This window comes from Bacillus sp. YBWC18 (assembly GCF_002998775.1).
In the GTDB taxonomy this organism is placed as follows: domain Bacteria; phylum Bacillota; class Bacilli; order Bacillales; family Bacillaceae; genus Bacillus.
Genome location: NZ_PVRI01000001.1, coordinates 323,671 through 343,047, shown reverse-complemented (window position 1 = coordinate 343,047; position 19,377 = coordinate 323,671). Strand labels below are relative to the sequence as shown.

Here is a 19,377-nt window from a genome sequence, read left to right as displayed (position 1 = left end):
CCTTTGCAGTCTAGGAAAGGCGAGCACCGGAACGGAGCGAATTGAACATTCGTGAGTACCGGAGCACAGCCCTGACAAAGAATGCGAGGGTTTGTCTACACGCTGAGCAGCTCTTGAATGAGCTGCTTTTTTTATGATGACTGAATTGGCGTTAATCTTTGTTCTATTTCTGCTCGTTTGTGCTCTAGAAATGGCGGAAGGGCTAATTGATCACCAAGCTCATCTACCCCTTCATCGACTGTAAACCCAGGGCCGTCTGTTGAAATTTCAAATAAGATACCATTCGGTTCTCTAAAGTAAAGGGCTTTAAAGTAGAAACGTTCCACAACACCAGAGTTCGTGAAGCCTGCTTTTGATATTTTGTCATACCATTTTTCCAGCTCCTCTGCATCTTCCACGCGAAAAGCTACGTGATGCACACTTCCTCTGCCGGAACGCTCAGAAGGTCCTTCATCTTTTTCGATCACATGAATTTCTGTTCCAGCACCGCCATTTCCTGACTCAAAAATGGTCACGATCTCACCTTCATTTGATTGTTCACGCGCTCTTTCAGTGAAGCCAAGGATGTCTGTTAAAACACGGATCGTTTTGTCCGCTTCTGCAACGGTTAATTCAACTGGACCCAAGCCTCTAATTGCAAACTCTGCCGGAATATCGTCATGCACTGGCGGTGAGCCCGCTTCTTGTGCGTTCGGTTCTACTGTTAAAAATAGCTGCTGCCCTTCTGGATCTTGAAAACGCAAGGCAGGTCTTCCGCCTCTCAAGGAAGCCGTTTCTTGCTGCACACCTGTCTCATCAAACCGCTTTTCCCAAAATGAAAGTGCTTCTTCAGAAGAAACGAGAAGGCCTGTGCTTGTGATGGCGTTTGTTCCTTTCAAACGACGGGCAAGCATTGGAATTTCAAAGAAGGTGAGCTCCGTACCCGGTGAAGCAACCTCATCTCCATAAAACAAATGATACATAGATGGGTCATCCTGATTGACAGTTTTCTTTACAAGTTTTAAGCCAAGAATCTGGCGGTAGAAATCAACATTTTTTTGAGCATTGGCTGTTAATGCAGATACGTGGTGAATCCCATTGATTTTCATTACGTTCACTCCTATTTCAAAATATCTCGAATTCAAGATAATACCCTTATGAATAAAATAGGTCATTTTTCAAGAAAAGTCAACCATTTGGCTAGAAGTTCGGTTTCTGACGATAAAATTAACATTAAATCAAAAATAATCTTTTATCGTTCGTTTTTAAAGCAACGTTCATCCTGATATCTCCAATAAACGAACACTTTTAAATACAAATGCGAAAATCAGAAAATTTTTTTAATTCTTGTTTTCCTAAAATCGTATTACAATGAACAAAATACATGTCACAGTAACGTACGAAAGTGATGCAGGAGGTCGTGTGTAATGAACAAAGAACAACCAGCGTTAAAACAGGACATCGGCTTATTTTTTGCCCTATCTCTTGTCATCGGGACCATTATCGGGTCCGGCGTCTTTATGAAGCCAGGCAACGTCCTTTCCTATTCAGGAAGCTCAGACATCGCCTTATTTGCTTGGCTGCTAGGTGGAATTTTAACCCTTGCAGGCGGACTGACTGTTGCTGAAATTGGTACACAAATCCCTCGGACTGGCGGATTGTATGCCTATCTTGAAGAAGTGTATGGTGAATTTTGGGGCTACTTATGCGGCTGGGTGCAGATTATCATTTACGGACCTGCCATCATTGGAGCGCTCGGTCTTTATTTTGGTTCATTATTAGCCAATTTATTTTCTCTTTCTTCTTTATGGTCGACAACAATTGGCATTATCACTGTTTTATTTTTATGTTTGATCAATATTATGGGAACGAAATACGGCGGTTTTGTACAAGGGCTGACCACCATCGGAAAGCTTGTCCCGATTGCCGCTATTATTGTGTTTGGCTTATGGAAAGGAAACGAAAATATCTTTATGGCTGTCAACGAGAGCATCGCTCAAATGAACTTCGGTGCAGCGATTTTGGCTACGTTGTTTGCCTATGATGGCTGGATATTGCTTGCAGCACTTGGCGGTGAAATGAAAAACCCAGAGAAGCTGCTTCCTCGTGCAATGGCAGGCGGGATTTTAATCGTCACGGCTTGTTATCTCTTTATTAATGTCGCTCTTTTGCACGTGTTACCAGCAGATCAAATCGTCCAGCTAGGTGAAAATGCGACAAGTACTGCTGCGACAATGCTCTTTGGACCAATCGGCGGTAAGATCATTAGTATCGGAATCATCATTAGTATCTTTGGCTGTTTGAACGGAAAGGTTCTTTCATTCCCACGTGTGATTTTCGCGATGGCTGAACGAAAGCAAATTCCTTTCGCAAACGCGATTTCGCGTATTCACCCTACCTTCAAAACACCTTGGATTGCTGTATTTGTGCAAATTTTGATCGCCATTGTGTTTATGATCGTCAGTAATCCAGAAAAACTGTCAGAGGTTTCGATCTTCATGATCTACATCTTTTATGTCATGGCCTTTTTCGCAGTCTTTAAGCTGAGAAAACAAAATAGCGGAATGGAGCGTGCTTATAGCGTACCACTTTACCCGCTCACACCGATCGTTGCGATTATCGGTTCTTTATTCGTCTTAATCAGCACCATGATCACCGACTGGAAAAGCTGTCTAATCTCCATGCTGATCGGGATTGCTGGACTGCCTATTTATTATTATATGAAAAAAGCACAAAAAAAAGCAGAGCGCTAAACAGTGCTCTGCTTTTTTTCCTTCTTCTCAGCGTGATAGAAAACCTTTGCAGCCCTAGGAAGGACGAGTACCGGAGCGGAGCGAATTTGACATTCGTGAGCACCGGCGCGCAGAACTGACAAAGAATGCGAGGGTTTATCCGCTGAAGAAGAGCGCTAAACAGCGCTCTTCTATTTTTTATATTGCTTGATCACTTTGTATGATTCGTTTAAATATCTCATGAGCCGGTATGGCTTACTAAGCACGCGGATTGGGAGTCTTGAGATAAATCCATTCAAATTCGCCTTATATTCCTGCGTCATCCGCTTCGGCTTTGTCGCAATTTTTTCGTATACTTCTTTGTAAAATTCCTTCATGATGTCGACTTGCACACTGATCTTCTGATGACACTCTGTACACTCAACGCTTTTCATCTGATCATTCACATAAACGATGCTGTGGAGGGTCTCTTCTTGGCACCGAGTACAATGTAGGTTTGCTTCCATTTCGGTTTTCTTCAAGATACACAGCTCCTTTCTCGTTTGATGTTGCTCTTTTTATACAATTCGATTGCTATCAGCCGTTTATTGGACGGAAGCTTCCTTTAAAATGGCTGCCGCCGTTAGTTCGTCTGTCACCAGCACTTGAATGAAGCCGCCATTTAAAGCCCCTAAAATACTTTCAGCTTTATGGGTTCCTTCTACAACAGCGATGACCGTTTTGACACTCTTTAACTGCTCCAGTGATAAACCAATGACCTTTTGGTTCAGTTCATCTTGGACAGGTTTGCCTTGACCGTCAAAGAAACGAAAGCCAATATCACCAACAGCCCCTGATTGCCTTAAACCAGATAAATCCTCTTCTTTTAAGTAACCAACTGTTTTTAACGTTGAACCTTTATGCGGGTTGCCAATACCGATGAGGGCAATATCTACATTTCTACCTTCTTCAAGCACAGCTTCTATATCCTGCATTGCCATAAGCCGCTCTTTTAATTCTTCTGTTTCTAAAATCGCCGGGGCATATAAATAGGAACACGTGCCATTCATTTTCTTTGCCAGCTCATATGCCAGCTGATTGGCATGAATGTCGACTGCCTGCCTGCCCATTCCGCCCTCTAATGGAATGACCTTCACATCGTTTCTTCGCTCAAACGGGTATTCCTTTACAAGCTCAGCCAGTGTGGTTCCCCATGAAATGCCGATTTTCTCCGCATCTTTCATGTTTTTAGATAGATAATAGGCGCCTGCTTGACCGACTGCCCGTTTCACCATCTCAGACATTGTCCCGACACTTGGGACAACGACAGCATCTGTTAATTGAAACGTTGTTTCTAACTGCTTTTCCAGCTCCACCGTATGAATACTTTCGTCTTTAATGTACACCTCAACGATTCCCACATCTTTTGCTTTTTGTAAGAGCTTTGAAATGACTGGTCTTGAGACATTGAGCTTTTTTGCGATTTCCTGCTGCGTCCACCCGTCTGTATAATAAAGATGAGCAACTTTGACGAGCTGTCGTCTTTCTTCCCAATTCAGCATGTGACATCATCCTTTTAATATACTATGGTTCCCAGTATACCAAACATTCGTTTCTAATTGGAACAATTGTTACGAAAATGACAAAAAGAGCGATTACCTCTCCGCTCTTTTTCCCTCCGTATATTTTGGCTGATATGTTCTCCCGCCGTCTAGCAGGATAATTTGTCCGTGCAAATAGCTTCCCTCGTCACTTGTGAGAAATAAAGTGAGTCCTGCGATATCCTCAGGTCTTCCTAATCTCCCGACAGGTATAAGCGATTGCAGCTGCCTTTTCTCCTCCTCAGTAGGATAGAGCGTATCAAGCATTTGAGATTCAATCACACGGGGTGCAATCACATTGATACGCACATGGTGTGCCCCTAATTCCTTTACAAGCGAACGCATCAGGCCAAAAGCACCTGCTTTTGAGGCGTAATACTGAATACCGCCGCCTGAGCCAGTTATAGCAGATCCTGATCCAATCATGACAATGCTTCCTTCTTGCCGCTCACATATATAAGGTGCCGACGCTTTGATGCAATAGTAAAGACCATACAAGTTCACAGAAAGTGTCTTTTTCCAAAGTGAAAAATCAACTTCTAAAAAAGGAAGTGATTTTGTCATCCCTGCTGAATACACAAGATGAGCAATGCCGCCGAGCTCCCTTTCAGCTGCTGAGATCATCTGCTGAACACTTTCCCACGATGAAACGTCAGCTTGAAATGTCAGCAGCTGAGAATGCTGTTTTTTTAAAAGCGAAAGTCCCTGTTCATCTATATCGGACACAGCGACTCTGTGCCCTTCTTTTAAAAAACGCTCGGCAATTTCCTTTCCAATCCCTTGGGCACCACCAACGATGAGAACTGGTTTTTGATCATTAGCCAGCACTCTCACCCCCATCAAGCATAATCGCTGCACCATCTGTAAAAGCGCCATATGATGTACTTAAAAAGACCGTCATATGGGCCACAGTCTCCTTGATTTGCTCTGTGTCAGGAACCAAATGGAGAGGAGGCGGCAATAGGGCGAGCACACGGATACCTTTGTCTTTAAATTCTCGCGCCAGCCCTTTTGTCATGGCATTCAGCATAGAATTCGATGTAGCATGTGAGATCCCGCCATCACCTGTGATACTGCCTGATGATGATATATTAATAATACAGCCTTGCTTCTGGTCCAACATGTGCCATACGGCGGCTTGACTGGAAAGAAAGACAGTATTCACAGCTGATTCCACTTCGTCCACCCATTTATCAGGATGAGCGGCATCAAGCTCCGCTTCTGCTCCTTGCGCTGCTTGATTGACCAAAATATCTAGTTTCCCGCTTGTATCGATCACTTGCCTCAGCATACGCGTGGCATCACGCGGCGTTTCTAGCGGGTTCATGATGATACTCGCCTGACCGCCCATTTTTTGAATGTCTTCATAAATGGATCTAGCCTTTGATTCATCATAAAATGTGTGTAAAAAAACATGTGCACCTGCCCGGGCTAAAGCCAGGCAGATGGCTTCTCCAAATCCATCTGTGCTACCTGTCACAAGTGCCGCTTTCTGATGAAGCTGGACGTGCACATGCATCTCCTCCCTATCCCTTGTTTGGCATTTATTTTCTCAGCTTACTCACGATATCAAGAGCTGCTTCATAAAAACCTTCTGAGATGGTCGGATGCGGATGAATCATTTTCGCCATCTCTTCTGCTGTTCCTTCTAAATACATAAAGGAGGAAGCTTCTGAAATCATCTCTGTGACGTGCGGACCAACCATCGTTGCACCGATCACTTCACCATATGCTGTATCGTACACCAATTTAATAAAGCCTGATTGAACACCTGCCGCTAACGCTTTACCGCTTGCCGCTAAATCAAATCGTTCTGTTTGTACGCTGAGCCCTTTGGCTTTTGCCTCTTTCTCTGTAAGACCGACACTTGCTACCTCTGGTAATGTATAAATACATCTAGGCATAATATCAGCATTCATTTTTTCAGGCACGCCGCAAATATTGCTGACTGCAACGGTTGCCTCTGCCATCGCCGCATGAGCCAGCTGATAGCCGCCGGCGACATCCCCAACTGCATATACACCTTCAGCACTTGTCTGCATCTGATCATTCACCTTGATAAACGGACCATCCAGTTGAAGATCAAGCTGGCTAACAGCTGATACATTCGGTCTTCTTCCAACGCAGACAAGCAGCCTTTCCGCTGTAAAGATGTGCGTCTCCCTTTTATCATCTGTTGCATGAACCGCTTTGACTCCTTCGCTTTCCGTTACCTCTGTCACAGTGGTTTTCTTCGCGATATGGATGCCCTTTTTCTTCAATTCTCTTTCTAGCAGCTTAGATGCTTCTTCATCCTCTTGCGGAATAATGGACGGTGCTGCTTCAATAATGGTGACTTTTGATTGAAGACTCTGGAAAATACAAGCAAGCTCAAGCCCAATGACACCTCCACCAATGATGACGACAGAAGCTGGGATATCTGGGATGTCGAAGATCGTATCACTTGTATCAAATTGAATGTCTCCAAGTCCAGGTATTGGCGGAATGGCTGGTGTAGATCCGGTGGCAATGATCAGTTCCTTTGTTTCAATCGATTCTGATCCACCTTGTTTTTCTATCTCTATCCGATGCTTTGTCACAGCTGTGCCTCTGCCGTTATACACATCAATCTTTCCTTGCTTTAATAAAAAGGCGATTCCGCCTCTGAGCTTTTCAATGACGTCATCTTTGCGCTTTCTCATTTTATCGAAGGAAAGGATCATGTCACCTGTTTCGATTCCCCAGCTTTTCGCCTTTTCAATGGATTCAATCACTTCTGCATGTTTCAGCAGGGTCTTTGAAGGGATACAGCCTCGATTTAAACAAGTACCGCCTAAAAAATCCTCTTCAATCAAAGCAACCTTCCGTCCGCGCTCAGCTGCTTGAAGGGCGGCAGTATACCCGCCAGGCCCTCCGCCAATGACTGTCAGATCATACGTTTTCGTCATCCGATTCATCTCCTACATTAGCAATTCAAATGGTTGTTCAAGCACTTTCTTAAGGTCTGTTAAAAAGGCAGCCGCTGGTGCGCCATCTACGACTCGGTGATCAAACGATAAACTGACCCCCATCATTGGCCGCACCTGAATTTCTCCATCCACTGCAACAGGTTTATCTTGAATCCGTCCTACACCTAAAATCGCCGCTTCTGGCTGATTAATAATCGGGGTAAAAGTATCAATGGCATACATGCCTAAGTTACTAATCGTAAAAGTGGACCCTTTCAGCTGGTCAGGAAGCAGTTTTTGATCGCGTGCGTTTCGGCCAATTTCTTTCGCTTCTTTTGTCAGTTGTTTTAATCCTTTTTGATTCGCATGAGAAATGACTGGTACCATCAAGCCGTCTTTCACTGCAACAGCAAGACCAATGTGTACATCCTCATGGAAATGGAGCTCATTTTGTTCAAATGTCATATTGATCTGCGGGTGGCGCGTGAGTACATGGCTGACCGCAAGAATGATGATTTCTGTAAACGACAAGCGGTAGCCTGTCTCTTTTTCAATCGCTGGCAGTAGCTGCTGACGCACTTCTTTTGCTTTCGTCATATCAATTTCACTTGTTAATGTGACGTGCGGTGCTGTAAAGGCACTTTGTGACATGCGATCAGCAATCACTTTTCTCATGCCAGCTAGTTTTTGTGTTTTCACAGGCGAAGCCTCTGCTGTTTGTGCTGCTGCTTTTACATCACTCTTCATGATTTTGCCATGAGCGCCAGATCCAGAAACTGCTGCTAAATCAATTCCTTCACGGGCAGCGATTTTTTCTGCAAGCGGTGAGACGCGCTGATCTTTCTCGCTAGAATGAACGACCGCCTCGACATCCCGCTTTTGGACTCTGCCTTTTGGCCCTGTGCCAGATACCTCATGAATCGCCACATGATGATCCTTTGCCGTTTTTCTCGCTGCGGGCGTGGCACGTACTTTTTCATCAGATGTTTTTGGGGCTTCAGTAGAACTGGATGAAGCCGTGTCTGGTGAAGACGATTCGCCGCTTTCTGAGGAATCTTCATCTGCCTGTGCTGGCGGCTCGCTTGGTACCTGTTCATTTGCCTCTCCGATATATCCAATGACAGCATTGACTGGAATTTGATCATCAGCTTCGTAGTATTTCTTTAGAAAAATGCCGTCATCATAGGCTTCCACCTCGATGTTGATCTTGTCTGTCATAATTTCAAAAAGAGGCTCACCGATTTCAACCGAATCTCCTTCTTCTTTAAACCATTGAAGCAAGGTTCCGATCTCCATCGTACTGCTTAGCTTCGGCATAAATATCTCTTTTGGCATGATCTTCTCCCCTTTATTTAAGAGCGCACAAGCTCTTTTGCTGCTTCAATAATATCTGGTACTTGTGGAATGACCGCTTTTTCCAGTGTCGGGTTGTATGGTATTGGGACTGCAAGACCGCCAAGTCGTTTAATCGGCGCATCTAAGTAGTCAAACGCTTCACTTTCCGCTATCATACTTGCAATCTCTCCGCCGTAGCCGCCTCGTTTGACCGCCTCATGAACCACGATACATTTACCTGTTTTCTTCACAGATTCGATTATGGTTTCTTCATCTAATGGGACGAGTGTTCTTGGATCAATGATTTCAACATCGATTCCCTCTGCTTCTAGTTCCTTCGCCGCTTCTAACGCTTTGTGTACCATAATCGCTGTTGCTACAATCGTGACGTCCTTCCCGCTTCTTTTCACATCAGCTTTCCCTAAAGGAATCGAATAAGGCTCTTCAGGCACTTCGCCGATTGTTTTATATAAAAGCTTATGCTCGTAGAAAATGACAGGGTTGTCATCATCCATTGCTGCTTTTAAAAGTCCTTTGGCATCATAAGCTGTTGAAGGCTGAACCACCTTTAGTCCCGGAATATGAGCCATCCACGCTTCTAAGCTTTGTGAATGCTGCGCTGCGGCACCCGTCCCTGATCCTGCTGGTGTTCTCACAACGAGCGGCACTTTTCCTTTTCCGCCAAACATGTATCGTGTTTTGGCCGCTTGGTTTACAAGCTGATCCATCGCGATTGTAATAAAGTCAGAGAATTGAAGTTCTAAAATCGGACGCATACCGGTCAAAGCCGCTCCGACTGCGCCTCCTGCGATGGCTGCCTCTGAGATCGGTGTATTACGTACACGCTCTGGACCGAATTCTTCAATCATGCCGCGCGTGACCCCAAAAGCACCGCCATATACGCCGATATCCTCACCTAAAATGAATACATCTTGGTTCTCTCTCATTTCCTGACTCATAGCCTCTCGAACGGCTTCTAAATATGAAATCTCTCTCACTGTTGTTTTTGTCACGTGATTCCCCTCCTAATTAGGCGTATACATCCTCTAATAGTGTATCGATTGACGGTTCTTTACTGTTTTTAGCGAATTCAACAGACGCTTCAATTTCCTGCTTCGCTTCTTCCTGTAAGACCGCTGCCTGCTCTTCTGTCAAAACATTTAGTTCAATCAAGAGAGACTTAAAGCGCTTGATTCCGTCTTTTTGTCTCCACTCTGTTTCTTCTTCACGTGTACGGTATTTTTTCGCATCACTCTTGGAGTGACCCTTCCAGCGATACGTTTTCATTTCAATAAGTGATGGACCTTCTCCAGCTCTTGCGCGGCTGACTGCTTCATCTACTGTGTTCATAATCTCGACCATGTCATTTCCATCAATCGATTTCCCTGGTATTCCGTAGCTTTCTGCTCTTGTTGAAATGTCTTCAATGTTGATCATTTCTTTCACAGGGCCAGACATGCCGTACTGGTTGTTTTCACAAATGAACACAACAGGCAGATCCCAAATGGATGCAAGGTTTAGCGCTTCATGGAAGCTGCCTTCATTTGTCGCACCATCTCCGAAGAAACAAAGAACAACAAAGCCTTCCTGTTTCATTTTAGATGTGAGCGCCGCGCCTGTTGCAAGCGGGATACCGCCGCCAACGATTCCATTTGCGCCAAGGTTCCCTTTTTCTAAATCAGCAATATGCATCGAGCCGCCTTTTCCTTTGCAATAGCCAGTCTCACGTCCGAATAGTTCTGCCATCATTTTATTGACCTCTGCACCTTTTGCAATACAGTGACCATGTCCACGGTGTGTGCTGACGATCTTATCTTCATTCTTTAATACGGCAATCGATCCAACAGCTGACGCTTCCTGTCCGACACATAAGTGAGTGGTTCCATGGATAAGTCCTTTGGCAAAGAATTGATCGACCTTTTCATCAAAATATCTCACTAACCACATTTGTTTATATAAATCTGCTAATCTCTCATGACTAATCTGTTCAGGCAAAGTGATTTGTTTTTGCATTTCTTCTCTCCCCTTTACATTTGTTCTTATATGTTACATTTGTAATTATCATACGTTTAAGTATCATTGAAGTCAAGCAATTCTCTTTCATTTTTAAGCGTTTTCATTTTTTGTCAGAAAAAAGAGAAAGGCAAGCCCTTTTCTAAAGAACTTCTCTTTCTCTTCCAATCTCCATGTTCTCATTCATCTGGATACATCATGATTTTGACACTTTCTCCTTCAGGGTGCCTTGCACATTCTATCGCCTGAAGCAGCTGACTTAACGGATAACGGTGCGTCACCATCTTTTCTGTGTTGACTACTTTTGCCCTTAGAAGCTCAAGGGCTTCGAGGTAGTGATAAGGATGCGAGGAATAGGCTCCTACGACTTTCACTTCATCATGGAAAAACCGATCAGCCGGAATGGAGACGTCTCCCTTTGGAAAATGAGCAAACACTAAAATCGTTCCACCTCTCGCTACCGCTTGAAACGCTTCTTTTAAAAGCGCACTGCTCCCAACAGATATCATGACGAGGTCTGCTCCCTTTCCATTTGTTTCTCTCATGACCCGTTCTTCCACCGGCTCAGAGGCTGGATGAAAAGCAACATCTGCACCTAAATTTCTCGCTTGCAGCAGCCGGTTCTCATTCACATCCGTTATCATCACTTTTCCAGCCAAGTAATGTTTGGCGAGCTGTAGTTGGATACAGCCAATTTGCCCTGCTCCAAGGATCAGCACAGAATCTCCTGGATGAACAGGTGCTCGTTCAAACCCGTGGAGGCAGCAGGCGACTGGCTCCACCATTGCCCCTTGCTCATATGAGACGTCCTTCGGGAGCTTGCCCATTGTGTGCTTGACATGCAATGCAGGTACGCGGATATACTCTGAAAACCCTCCTGGCTCTACATTAGTGGCTGCAAACTGCGGACACATTGTATAAAATCCCTTTTGACAAAAGTCACAGGTGAAGCAAGGTACATGGTGCGCAACATAAACCCTGTCTCCCGTTCGGATATTTGTCACATGCTTTCCGGTTTCAACAATATCACCAGCGATTTCGTGCCCTAGCACCGTTCCAGAGGGTACCGTCTCATGTGTTGCCTTGTAAATATCTGTGCCGCATAAGCCGCAGGCACGCATTCTTAATAGCACTTCATCATCACCAATCGCAGGCCGGTTCCGCTCCTCATACCGAATGTTCTCTGAAGAATAAAAGACAGCTGATTTCATGTAGCTGCATCCTCCTTTTCATCACCCTTCGCAAAATCCTGCAACGTTTGCACAAGCTGCTTGTACTCACTCATCTCACTTGATATCCAGTAACGTCCTCCGAATATGCGCGATGGGCCCACCCTGACATAGACTTTCCCGATATGAGGATATGGCTTGATAAAAAGTTTTCCTTTAATATCAGAGACCGCATATGTGTGCCATCTGCCAAAAGCGCCGATTTTCAGCTTATCTTCACTAATGATGACGTTTGTCGGCTGGTTCAGTCCAGTAATACTAGAAAGCATGAGGATAGGCAGCGTATAAACGCCTAACACAGCTAACGGCTCAGGTCCTGCTGACATTAACGTATAAAGAAACCAGAGGAAAAACAGACAGATGAGCACGACTGGAAGAAAAATAGACAACACTGCAGACGTTCGGCTATAAGCATGATGCTGCATGAGACGTCCTCCTTTCAGGTAAATGGAAGGAGCCGCGAAAGCTCCTCAATGAAATGAGTGTTTACTTAATATGATCTATGATTTTTTCAATATCATCTTCAATGCCAAATCCGGTTAAAAAGGATAATGTTTGAATCACAGGCGTTCCTTTTGTGTCACTCACTGGCGTGGTCGTCACGATTAAATCGGCGCCCTCCGCTTTTTGCGGGACTTCAGATGCCTTACACTGTTCCACCACGACATCATATCCTTTTTCCTTTAAAGTCTCTTCGACCTTTTTTGCAACAACCGTTGATGTGGCAACTGCTGTTCCGCATGAAACCAATATTTTCTTTGCCATGAGAATCCCTCCAGCTCGTTTATTGTTCTTTCTGATCTAAGCCCATTTCTTTCGCATACTGCTTTTTAATATCATTTCGCACCCAGTACCATAGAAGCGCATAAGCCAGAGCACAGATGATGGCTGCAATAAAGTATGGATTGCTCGGATCAAGAAGTCTCACCATGATCCAAGGAATGACATGGGAACCAAGGTCAATACCTGAAATCATGTTGGCCCCTTCTGGGAAATCAAAGCCGACTGCTTTCCCCATTGTTGTTGCAAGCGGTGCGAGATTCGTTGCGATAAAGAAGACAATCATTAATGTAAAAATGCTGTTAATAAGACCGCGAATAATATTTCCACGAGCCGCTGCTACTGCCCATACAACTGTAAATGGAAGAACCGATAAGTCTGCAAACGGGAGCATGCCATTGTAAGGCAGAACGACAGCAAGTAAAATCGTAATCGGCACCATGAGAAGGGCTACCGCCATATTCGCCGGATGACCAATCACAATCGCTGTATCTAAACCAATATAGACATTTTTCCCAGGGAAACGCTTTTGAATATAAGAACGAGCGCCCTCAGAGATTGGAATAAGACCTTCCATTAATAACGCAACCATTCTTGGCATTAGTACAAGAACTGCTGCCATTTGAATACCAAGCGTCATGACGCCTTTCGCATCATAGCCGCCTAGAAGACCAATAATGATACCAAGTATGAGACCCATCACAAGCGGTTCGCCAAAAATGCCAAAACGTTTCTTCAATGTTTCTGGATCAGCATGAATTTTGTTTAAGCCAGGGATCTTGTCAATGATACGGTTGGACGCATACATAAGCGGCGCGAAGTTGACCGTTTCAGCATGAGCCATCGATACGCCTTTTAATCCAAAATGGTGTTCGATTGTCGGTGCCGTCCAATCGGCTAATTTAAGCGTGATAGCAGAGACGATTAAACCAACAGCAAGGGCCAAGAACATATTATGATAAGCGTAGTAAGTCACAGAGGCTGCGAAAATCAAATGCCAGAAGTTCCAAATATCCACATTCAGCGTTTTCGTAAAGTTAACGGACAATAAGATGACATTTAACAAAAGCACAAGAGGAATCATCAAAGGGGCAACGGGTGTACCAAAGGATATAGCAGCTCCAATCGGCCATCCAACATCCAAAATATCGAGCTTTAGCCCAAGGGAATTAACCATGGCTTTTGCTGCTGGCCCAAGGCCGCTCACAAGCAAATTAATGACAAGATTGACACCGACAAAGCCAATGCCGATCGTAATACCGGCTCGGAAGGATTTCTTAAAGCCTTGCCTTAAAATCATACCGAAAATCGTCATAATAATCGGGAGCATAATAGTTGGCCCAAGGTCTAATATAAAATCGACAGCTTGCTTGATCATACATCCACCTCCTGGATTTTTCAGATAAAGCGCTTACATTTTTTTGTGAAAGGCTATTGGTTTAATTCTTGCTCAAGCACGTCAACCGCTTCTTCATACGATGTCATGTGAGACAGCCTCGTCATCACTTCTTCTTTTCTAAAAAGTGTCATGAGCTTCTCTAACATCACGAGCTGCTTACTAGGTTCAGAGATTGCTAGGACGAACACAATTTTGGCTAGCACAGTTTCATCAGGGCTCCCCATCTTGTGAAACATAACAGGTTCCTTTAAAGTGGCTACACTAATCGCAGGTTTGTTCACATGCTCAGGATCTGTATGTGGAATCGCTACCCCAAAGGTCGCAAGTGGAAGGCCTGTAGGATATGTTTTTTCTCTTTCAAGCACGGCAGGTAAAAAGCTCGATTTAATGTATCCTCCCGCTTCTAATCGTTCTGCTAAATATGTGGTCACCTCCTCTCTCGAAGATGCATCGTACTGCAGCTTGATCAGCTGTTCATCTAACTCAAACAAGTTGTTCAAACAACCACCCCTTTCATTTGGCATAAATATGAACACATGTAACAAAAAGAAAGAACATTTTGGAATAGAACCTTTTATAAAGCGCTTACAAATATAATTACTGAAAATTGTTCAATGTTGTTACCTTTGTAAAGATATTATAATATTCTAAATTATAAGTCAATGTTCCTAGGAAAAATTTTATAAAAAAAGATGCAGTCTTTTTTGCATCTTTCTTCAACTATGCTCTACTTCTTATTAAATGTGACTTCCTCTCTCTAAAAGCTCATGTACTTGCTCTTTGATGTCAGCAACAACCTTGTCATTCATACGCAAAAAAGGCCCTTAGCCAATACATCACAGTCCTGTACTTCAAATGGCCAAGAGCCTTCGGTTGTCTGATCAGCTATGTATGATTCAAACTATTCTCAGTTTTCTACTGTTTTCCTTATATTTAGACAAAAAAGAAACGCCATCCTCAAGAGGCGCTTCTTTTCCCGGGAAATGTTCTTATTGGGCAGAGAGCTTTAAATTGACGCCAACAGCAGTCCCGTTTCTCGAGGAGTCAGCCACTCCAGTAAAGGTTCCTGCTTTTCGATCAATGAGTAGAGCTTGAACATTTCCTATATCAATAGGCGAGTTGCCAAAACGATGCCCCATATCATTAAGCTTTGTTCTCACATCGAGAGGGACACCTACTTCATAACGATAAGAAGTTGGGCTGTTTGTATAAATCCTTGGTTCTTCAACTGCATCCTGAAGCTCCATGTCATATTCAAGCAAATTCAATATGGTTTGTGAAACAGAAGCAATGATGGTCGTTCCTCCCGGTGAACCTACTGTCATGACAGGCTCGTTATCTTTGAATATGATGGTCGGTGTCATACTGGATAATGGACGTTTATTCGGCTGAACTTCATTTGCTCCGCCAGGTCTTGCATCAAAATCTGTTAGTTCATTGTTTAAGAAAAATCCATATTCCGGGACGAGAATCCCTGTACCAAATAACTGTTCAATGGTTGTTGTGAATGACACAACATTTCCCCACTGATCGGCAACAGTAAAATGTGTGGTCTCACCAATGGTTTTATCTTCTGGCTGCGGGACAATAGGGGATGGGGTTTTTTCATCCTCATACGCCCATGGATCTCCTTCTTTCGGGTTACGATTCATTTGATCTAATTCAATAAGAGAGGCTCTTTCTGAAATGTAATCATCGTCTAATAGTCCTTTTAGTGGAACATCTACGAATTCGGGGTCGCCGGCATATGCAGCACGGTCAGCATAGGAGAGATGCATCGTTTCAGCAAGCAGCTGATATTTTTCGAATGATTTGGGGTCATATTGAGATAGGTTAAAGTGATCAAGTATTTTGAGCATTTGCAGCATAAACACCCCGCCTGAGCTTGGTGGAGGCATACTTGCAAGCTGATATCCTTTATAGTCTCCCCAGATAGGCTTGTCAGTCTTGACCTCATAACGATCAATGTCATCAGTTGTCATCGTTCCGCCAAAATCTTGGACTGTATTTGCAAGTGCCTTTGCTACTTTTCCTTCATAAAATGCTTTGCTTCCTTTTTTCGCAATGAGCTTAAATGTTTTTGCAAGACCTGGCTGAACTAGGAGGTCCCCTTCTTTGAGCGGCTGATCATCTGGAAGAAAGATTGGCGCTGCGGCCGTTTTTTTCAATTTTCCTTGATGATCATCAATGGCTTTTGCCAGGACAGAATCGATTTCAAATCCATCCTCTGCAAGCTGAATGGAAGGCTTAATCAATTCCTTCATCGAGCGGGTCCCCCACTTATCTAATGCCGCCTCAAGACCTTTTACAGTCCCTGGAACACCAACAGCATTACCGTGTGTGGATCGCTCAGCGAACGGGATGACTTCCCCCTCATCTGTTAAAAACATGTCTGGTGTTGCGCCTTGTGGTGCTCTTTCTCGACTATTGATGATGGATGTTTCTTTAGTCTTCCCATCATAAACCATCATAAATCCTCCGCCGCCAATTCCAGACATCATTGGCTCTGTCACATTCAGTGCGTACTGGATGGCAACAGCAGCGTCAACAGCGTTTCCACCTTTCTTTAATACATCTGCCCCCACTTCTGATGCGAGCGGATGGGCAGTAGCCACCATGCCATCTTTCCCAACAGCTACTTTATTCCCATGAGTTTCGGTTGCAGTGACCTGACTGACAGGCAGAAAAAACGAGAAAACCAACAGACATATGGACAAAATAGTTAGAGAAATGCGTTTCATACACAACACCCCTTCCATATTCTTACTTTGACCTTACCGACTTCTTGACCAGAATACAATAGATTATTCTAAAATTTCTAAATTTTTCATTCTATCATCCTATATTCATCAAATATAAAGCGGATTTTCAAAACATATGACATACTTACTCAGTAGGGATAAAGACACTATACTTCCATGTATTTGATTTCACGGTATAATAAACACATCACAAAGGGGGAAGAATGATGAATCAGAAAAGCACCTTATTTTGGGAAACATATTGGGAAGAAAAATCAGAAAGTGCACCAATTGACGCGTCTGTTTCCGCTTGGGCATTTGGAGCAGACCCAGATCATTTGCTTGACCTTGTTCTGCGAGGGAAAAAAACAGCGACTTGTTCTGGACACCTTTTTTACGAAAAGGAACAGGAGCCGCTTCCAAAGGCAGGACAATATGCGGTCATTTTGGACAGCCATGACGAACCAAAAGCCATCATAGAGATCACGCATGTAGATGTCATGCCAATGAATGAGGTTCCAGAATCATTTGCACAAGCAGAAGGTGAAGGCGATCTTTCATATAACTATTGGTACAGAGCCCATCAAGAATTTTTTACAGAAGCACTCAAACCGTACGGATTAGAATTTAAAGAAGACATGCTCCTTGTTTGCGAGCGATTTAAACTTGTTTATTCAGCTTCTTAAGCTTTAAGCGGCGCCAAAAATGGACCGCTTTTTTCATTTCTTTTCTCCTTTCTGAAAAAGGTGTGTTGAGAACACATCTTTAGGTCAGAATAAGATCAAATAGAAAAAGTGAAGAAATTTTCGACTACACCTGTTTTTTTTCGACAAAAGAATATATAATTATTTGATGTGTGCATTGTCTCATTTATACAATGGAGGGTTTTTACATGTTAAAAAGGAAAAAAGACAAGTTTTCCGTCTTGTTAACGGAAATTGCTAAAAATTTAGATGAAACTGCTGAGTATTTTGTTAGCTATAAAGTAACAAATCAAACCACTCTGAAAGAATTTTCTGACACATTGAAGGAATATGAGACAAAAGGTGATAATCATGTTCATACTATGATTAAAGAGCTGAACAAAGCCTTTATTACACCGATTGAACGTGAAGACATTCTTCAATTGACGAATAGCCTCGACGATGTTTTAGATGGAATTGAGCATTTTTCAGCGACAATGGAAATTTATTCAATGACAAGCTCTGACGAACATATCGACAAATTCAGCCACTACATCAGAGAATGTGCAAAGGAAATTTTAATTACAATTGATTTACTGGCTGAAAATCGCTTAAAAGATATTCAACCACACGCAATCAAAATCAAAGAGATCGAGCATAATTGTGACAATCTTTATCGTAAATCACTAAAGAACTTGTTTGGAAAAGAGACTGATCCAATCAAGGTCATTCAATACAAAGAAATTTACGAAACACTTGAAGAAATCGCTGATTCCTGTCAAAGTGTTGCCAACAATCTAGAAACAATCATTATGAAGAATGCGTAACGGGGTTAGTTAAACATGGACACATTACTCATCCTTACCATATTTATTGTCATTTGTGCACTTGCTTTTGATTTCATCAACGGATTTCACGATACAGCAAATGCCATTGCCACTTCGGTTTCAACAAAGGCGTTAAAGCCTAGACATGCTATTATTATGGCAGCGTTCATGAACTTCTTAGGAGCAATGACATTTACAGGTGTGGCAAAGTCCATCACAAAAGACATCGCAGATCCTTTTACACTTCAAAACGGTTCTGTCGTCATTTTGGCTGCTTTAATTGCGGCCATTACTTGGAACTTGCTTACTTGGTATTACGGGATTCCGAGTAGTTCTTCACATGCACTGATCGGATCAATTGCAGGAGCTGTTATTGCCTCTGCTGGTTTTGGCGCTTTAAACTATTCGGGATTCATTAAAATCATTCAAGCACTATTGCTTTCACCTATCCTAGCTTTCGTATTGGGATATATCGTGTATACCATTATCAAATTTGTATTCAGAAACAACAATCTCGCAAAAACAAATAAACAATTCCGACGTGTTCAAATTTTAACTGCTGCACTGCAATCGTATACCCACGGAACAAACGATGCGCAAAAAGCGATGGGAATTATTACGATGGCTTTAATTGCAGGTAATTTGCATACAACAGACGACATTCCATTCTGGGTACAATTCTCTTGTGCGCTTGCAATGGGACTAGGTACTTCTATTGGCGGCTGGAAGATTATTAAAACAGTCGGCGGTAAAATTATGAAAATTCGTCCAGTAAACGGAGTATCTGCCGATTTAACGGGTGCAGCGATTATCTTCGGTGCGACATTTATTCACTTACCTGTTAGTACCACTCACGTGATCTCATCTTCTATTCTAGGTGTAGGTTCTGCACACAGAGTAAAAGGAGTAAACTGGGGTACGGCAAAACGCATGCTTGTCACTTGGGTGATCACATTACCGATTTCAGGAACTCTAGGGGCTCTTATATACTTTGTGTTAAATGCGATTATCTAATATCAAAGACCTGTCTGACAGGTCTTTTTTTATTTGCCCGCACACTTCAACACCTTGTTCCTACAAGCCATTTTTTCATGAAGCAGGGTTTCCAATCATATCCATAGAAATAAATAAGTATCCATCTGTCTATGGGAG

General features: G+C 43.2%; 19 protein-coding genes. 4 read left to right on the top strand and 15 right to left on the bottom strand.

Annotated elements, in window-relative coordinates; all coding sequences use genetic code 11:
- Positions 1 to 131: 131 nt before the first annotated feature.
- Positions 132 to 1,088, bottom strand: coding sequence for a ring-cleaving dioxygenase (locus C6348_RS01840; protein ID WP_106041651.1), 957 nt, complete (start codon positions 1,086 to 1,088; stop codon positions 132 to 134).
- Between the two features lie 318 nt (positions 1,089 to 1,406).
- Between C6348_RS01840 and C6348_RS01835 the strand changes: the two genes are divergently transcribed.
- Positions 1,407 to 2,732 carry an APC family permease gene (locus tag C6348_RS01835; protein ID WP_034663056.1) on the top strand — a complete coding sequence of 442 codons (1,326 nt, stop codon included), beginning with the start codon at positions 1,407 to 1,409 and terminating at the stop codon, positions 2,730 to 2,732.
- Between the two features lie 170 nt (positions 2,733 to 2,902).
- Here C6348_RS01835 and C6348_RS01830 read toward each other — a convergent pair whose 3' ends face one another.
- The 14 genes from C6348_RS01830 to ggt form a co-directional block, all read right to left on the bottom strand.
- Complete coding sequence (locus tag C6348_RS01830; RefSeq protein WP_008358910.1) at positions 2,903 to 3,232, bottom strand: hypothetical protein; 330 nt, start codon at positions 3,230 to 3,232, stop codon at positions 2,903 to 2,905.
- A 63-nt stretch (positions 3,233 to 3,295) separates the two neighbouring features.
- Positions 3,296 to 4,252: a sugar-binding transcriptional regulator gene (locus tag C6348_RS01825; protein WP_034663059.1), complete on the bottom strand. Its 957-nt coding sequence runs from the start codon at positions 4,250 to 4,252 to the stop codon at positions 3,296 to 3,298.
- Between the two features lie 93 nt (positions 4,253 to 4,345).
- The gene (locus C6348_RS01820; RefSeq protein ID WP_106041649.1) at positions 4,346 to 5,131 is read right to left on the bottom strand and encodes an SDR family NAD(P)-dependent oxidoreductase; all 786 of its coding nucleotides are present in this window, start codon (positions 5,129 to 5,131) and stop codon (positions 4,346 to 4,348) included.
- Positions 5,109 to 5,810, bottom strand: coding sequence for an SDR family NAD(P)-dependent oxidoreductase (locus C6348_RS01815; protein ID WP_223251506.1), 702 nt, complete (start codon positions 5,808 to 5,810; stop codon positions 5,109 to 5,111). Before C6348_RS01815 ends, C6348_RS01820 begins: the two co-directional genes overlap by 23 nt.
- A gap of 25 nt (positions 5,811 to 5,835) precedes the next feature.
- Complete coding sequence (gene lpdA, locus C6348_RS01810) at positions 5,836 to 7,218, bottom strand: dihydrolipoyl dehydrogenase (RefSeq protein ID WP_106041645.1); 1,383 nt, start codon at positions 7,216 to 7,218, stop codon at positions 5,836 to 5,838.
- Between the two features lie 12 nt (positions 7,219 to 7,230).
- Positions 7,231 to 8,553 carry a dihydrolipoamide acetyltransferase family protein gene (locus tag C6348_RS01805; protein WP_106037832.1) on the bottom strand — a complete coding sequence of 441 codons (1,323 nt, stop codon included), beginning with the start codon at positions 8,551 to 8,553 and terminating at the stop codon, positions 7,231 to 7,233.
- Between the two features lie 17 nt (positions 8,554 to 8,570).
- Positions 8,571 to 9,551 carry an alpha-ketoacid dehydrogenase subunit beta gene (locus C6348_RS01800; RefSeq protein WP_034620051.1) on the bottom strand — a complete coding sequence of 327 codons (981 nt, stop codon included), beginning with the start codon at positions 9,549 to 9,551 and terminating at the stop codon, positions 8,571 to 8,573.
- Between the two features lie 31 nt (positions 9,552 to 9,582).
- Positions 9,583 to 10,566 carry a pyruvate dehydrogenase (acetyl-transferring) E1 component subunit alpha gene (gene pdhA, locus C6348_RS01795; RefSeq protein WP_106041643.1) on the bottom strand — a complete coding sequence of 328 codons (984 nt, stop codon included), beginning with the start codon at positions 10,564 to 10,566 and terminating at the stop codon, positions 9,583 to 9,585.
- Between the two features lie 179 nt (positions 10,567 to 10,745).
- A complete protein-coding gene (locus C6348_RS01790) occupies positions 10,746 to 11,777 on the bottom strand; it encodes an alcohol dehydrogenase catalytic domain-containing protein (RefSeq protein WP_106041641.1) in 1,032 nt (343 codons plus the stop codon).
- On the bottom strand, positions 11,774 to 12,220 hold the full coding sequence (locus tag C6348_RS01785; protein ID WP_106041639.1) for a hypothetical protein: 447 nt from the start codon (positions 12,218 to 12,220) through the stop codon (positions 11,774 to 11,776). Before C6348_RS01785 ends, C6348_RS01790 begins: the two co-directional genes overlap by 4 nt.
- A 61-nt stretch (positions 12,221 to 12,281) precedes the next feature.
- A complete protein-coding gene (locus C6348_RS01780; protein ID WP_003212259.1) occupies positions 12,282 to 12,560 on the bottom strand; it encodes a PTS sugar transporter subunit IIB in 279 nt (92 codons plus the stop codon).
- A gap of 19 nt (positions 12,561 to 12,579) precedes the next feature.
- Positions 12,580 to 13,953, bottom strand: a complete 1,374-nt coding sequence (locus tag C6348_RS01775; RefSeq protein WP_095285043.1) for a PTS galactitol transporter subunit IIC — start codon at positions 13,951 to 13,953, stop codon at positions 12,580 to 12,582.
- A 53-nt stretch (positions 13,954 to 14,006) separates the two neighbouring features.
- A complete protein-coding gene (locus tag C6348_RS01770) occupies positions 14,007 to 14,474 on the bottom strand; it encodes a PTS sugar transporter subunit IIA (protein ID WP_095285042.1) in 468 nt (155 codons plus the stop codon).
- A gap of 489 nt (positions 14,475 to 14,963) precedes the next feature.
- Complete coding sequence (gene ggt, locus C6348_RS01765; protein ID WP_106041637.1) at positions 14,964 to 16,715, bottom strand: gamma-glutamyltransferase; 1,752 nt, start codon at positions 16,713 to 16,715, stop codon at positions 14,964 to 14,966.
- Between the two features lie 227 nt (positions 16,716 to 16,942).
- Between ggt and C6348_RS01760 the strand changes: the two genes are divergently transcribed.
- The 3 genes from C6348_RS01760 to C6348_RS01750 all read left to right on the top strand — a co-directional run bounded on the left by C6348_RS01760 (position 16,943) and on the right by C6348_RS01750 (position 19,239).
- Positions 16,943 to 17,401 carry an ASCH domain-containing protein gene (locus C6348_RS01760; RefSeq protein ID WP_060596067.1) on the top strand — a complete coding sequence of 153 codons (459 nt, stop codon included), beginning with the start codon at positions 16,943 to 16,945 and terminating at the stop codon, positions 17,399 to 17,401.
- A gap of 206 nt (positions 17,402 to 17,607) precedes the next feature.
- A complete protein-coding gene (locus C6348_RS01755; protein WP_003212390.1) occupies positions 17,608 to 18,225 on the top strand; it encodes a DUF47 domain-containing protein in 618 nt (205 codons plus the stop codon).
- Between the two features lie 15 nt (positions 18,226 to 18,240).
- Positions 18,241 to 19,239 carry an inorganic phosphate transporter gene (locus tag C6348_RS01750; protein ID WP_034663089.1) on the top strand — a complete coding sequence of 333 codons (999 nt, stop codon included), beginning with the start codon at positions 18,241 to 18,243 and terminating at the stop codon, positions 19,237 to 19,239.
- The last annotated feature ends 138 nt before the right edge of the window (positions 19,240 to 19,377 follow it).

What these genes read in the sequence shown, in the direction of transcription:
- C6348_RS01840 (WP_106041651.1), bottom strand. Translation starts at nt 1,088, where the DNA reads ATGAAAATCAATGGGATTCACCACGTATCTGCATTAACAGCCAATGCT.
- C6348_RS01835 (WP_034663056.1), top strand. Translation starts at nt 1,407, where the DNA reads ATGAACAAAGAACAACCAGCGTTAAAACAGGACATCGGCTTATTTTTT.
- C6348_RS01825 (WP_034663059.1), bottom strand. Translation starts at nt 4,252, where the DNA reads ATGCTGAATTGGGAAGAAAGACGACAGCTCGTCAAAGTTGCTCATCTT.
- C6348_RS01820 (WP_106041649.1), bottom strand. Translation starts at nt 5,131, where the DNA reads ATGGGGGTGAGAGTGCTGGCTAATGATCAAAAACCAGTTCTCATCGTT.
- C6348_RS01815 (WP_223251506.1), bottom strand. Translation starts at nt 5,810, where the DNA reads ATGCATGTGCACGTCCAGCTTCATCAGAAAGCGGCACTTGTGACAGGT.
- lpdA (WP_106041645.1), bottom strand. Translation starts at nt 7,218, where the DNA reads ATGACGAAAACGTATGATCTGACAGTCATTGGCGGAGGGCCTGGCGGG.
- C6348_RS01805 (WP_106037832.1), bottom strand. Translation starts at nt 8,553, where the DNA reads ATGCCAAAAGAGATATTTATGCCGAAGCTAAGCAGTACGATGGAGATC.
- pdhA (WP_106041643.1), bottom strand. Translation starts at nt 10,566, where the DNA reads ATGCAAAAACAAATCACTTTGCCTGAACAGATTAGTCATGAGAGATTA.
- C6348_RS01790 (WP_106041641.1), bottom strand. Translation starts at nt 11,777, where the DNA reads ATGAAATCAGCTGTCTTTTATTCTTCAGAGAACATTCGGTATGAGGAG.
- C6348_RS01785 (WP_106041639.1), bottom strand. Translation starts at nt 12,220, where the DNA reads ATGCAGCATCATGCTTATAGCCGAACGTCTGCAGTGTTGTCTATTTTT.
- C6348_RS01780 (WP_003212259.1), bottom strand. Translation starts at nt 12,560, where the DNA reads ATGGCAAAGAAAATATTGGTTTCATGCGGAACAGCAGTTGCCACATCA.
- C6348_RS01775 (WP_095285043.1), bottom strand. Translation starts at nt 13,953, where the DNA reads ATGATCAAGCAAGCTGTCGATTTTATATTAGACCTTGGGCCAACTATT.
- ggt (WP_106041637.1), bottom strand. Translation starts at nt 16,715, where the DNA reads ATGAAACGCATTTCTCTAACTATTTTGTCCATATGTCTGTTGGTTTTC.
- C6348_RS01760 (WP_060596067.1), top strand. Translation starts at nt 16,943, where the DNA reads ATGAATCAGAAAAGCACCTTATTTTGGGAAACATATTGGGAAGAAAAA.
- C6348_RS01755 (WP_003212390.1), top strand. Translation starts at nt 17,608, where the DNA reads ATGTTAAAAAGGAAAAAAGACAAGTTTTCCGTCTTGTTAACGGAAATT.
- C6348_RS01750 (WP_034663089.1), top strand. Translation starts at nt 18,241, where the DNA reads ATGGACACATTACTCATCCTTACCATATTTATTGTCATTTGTGCACTT.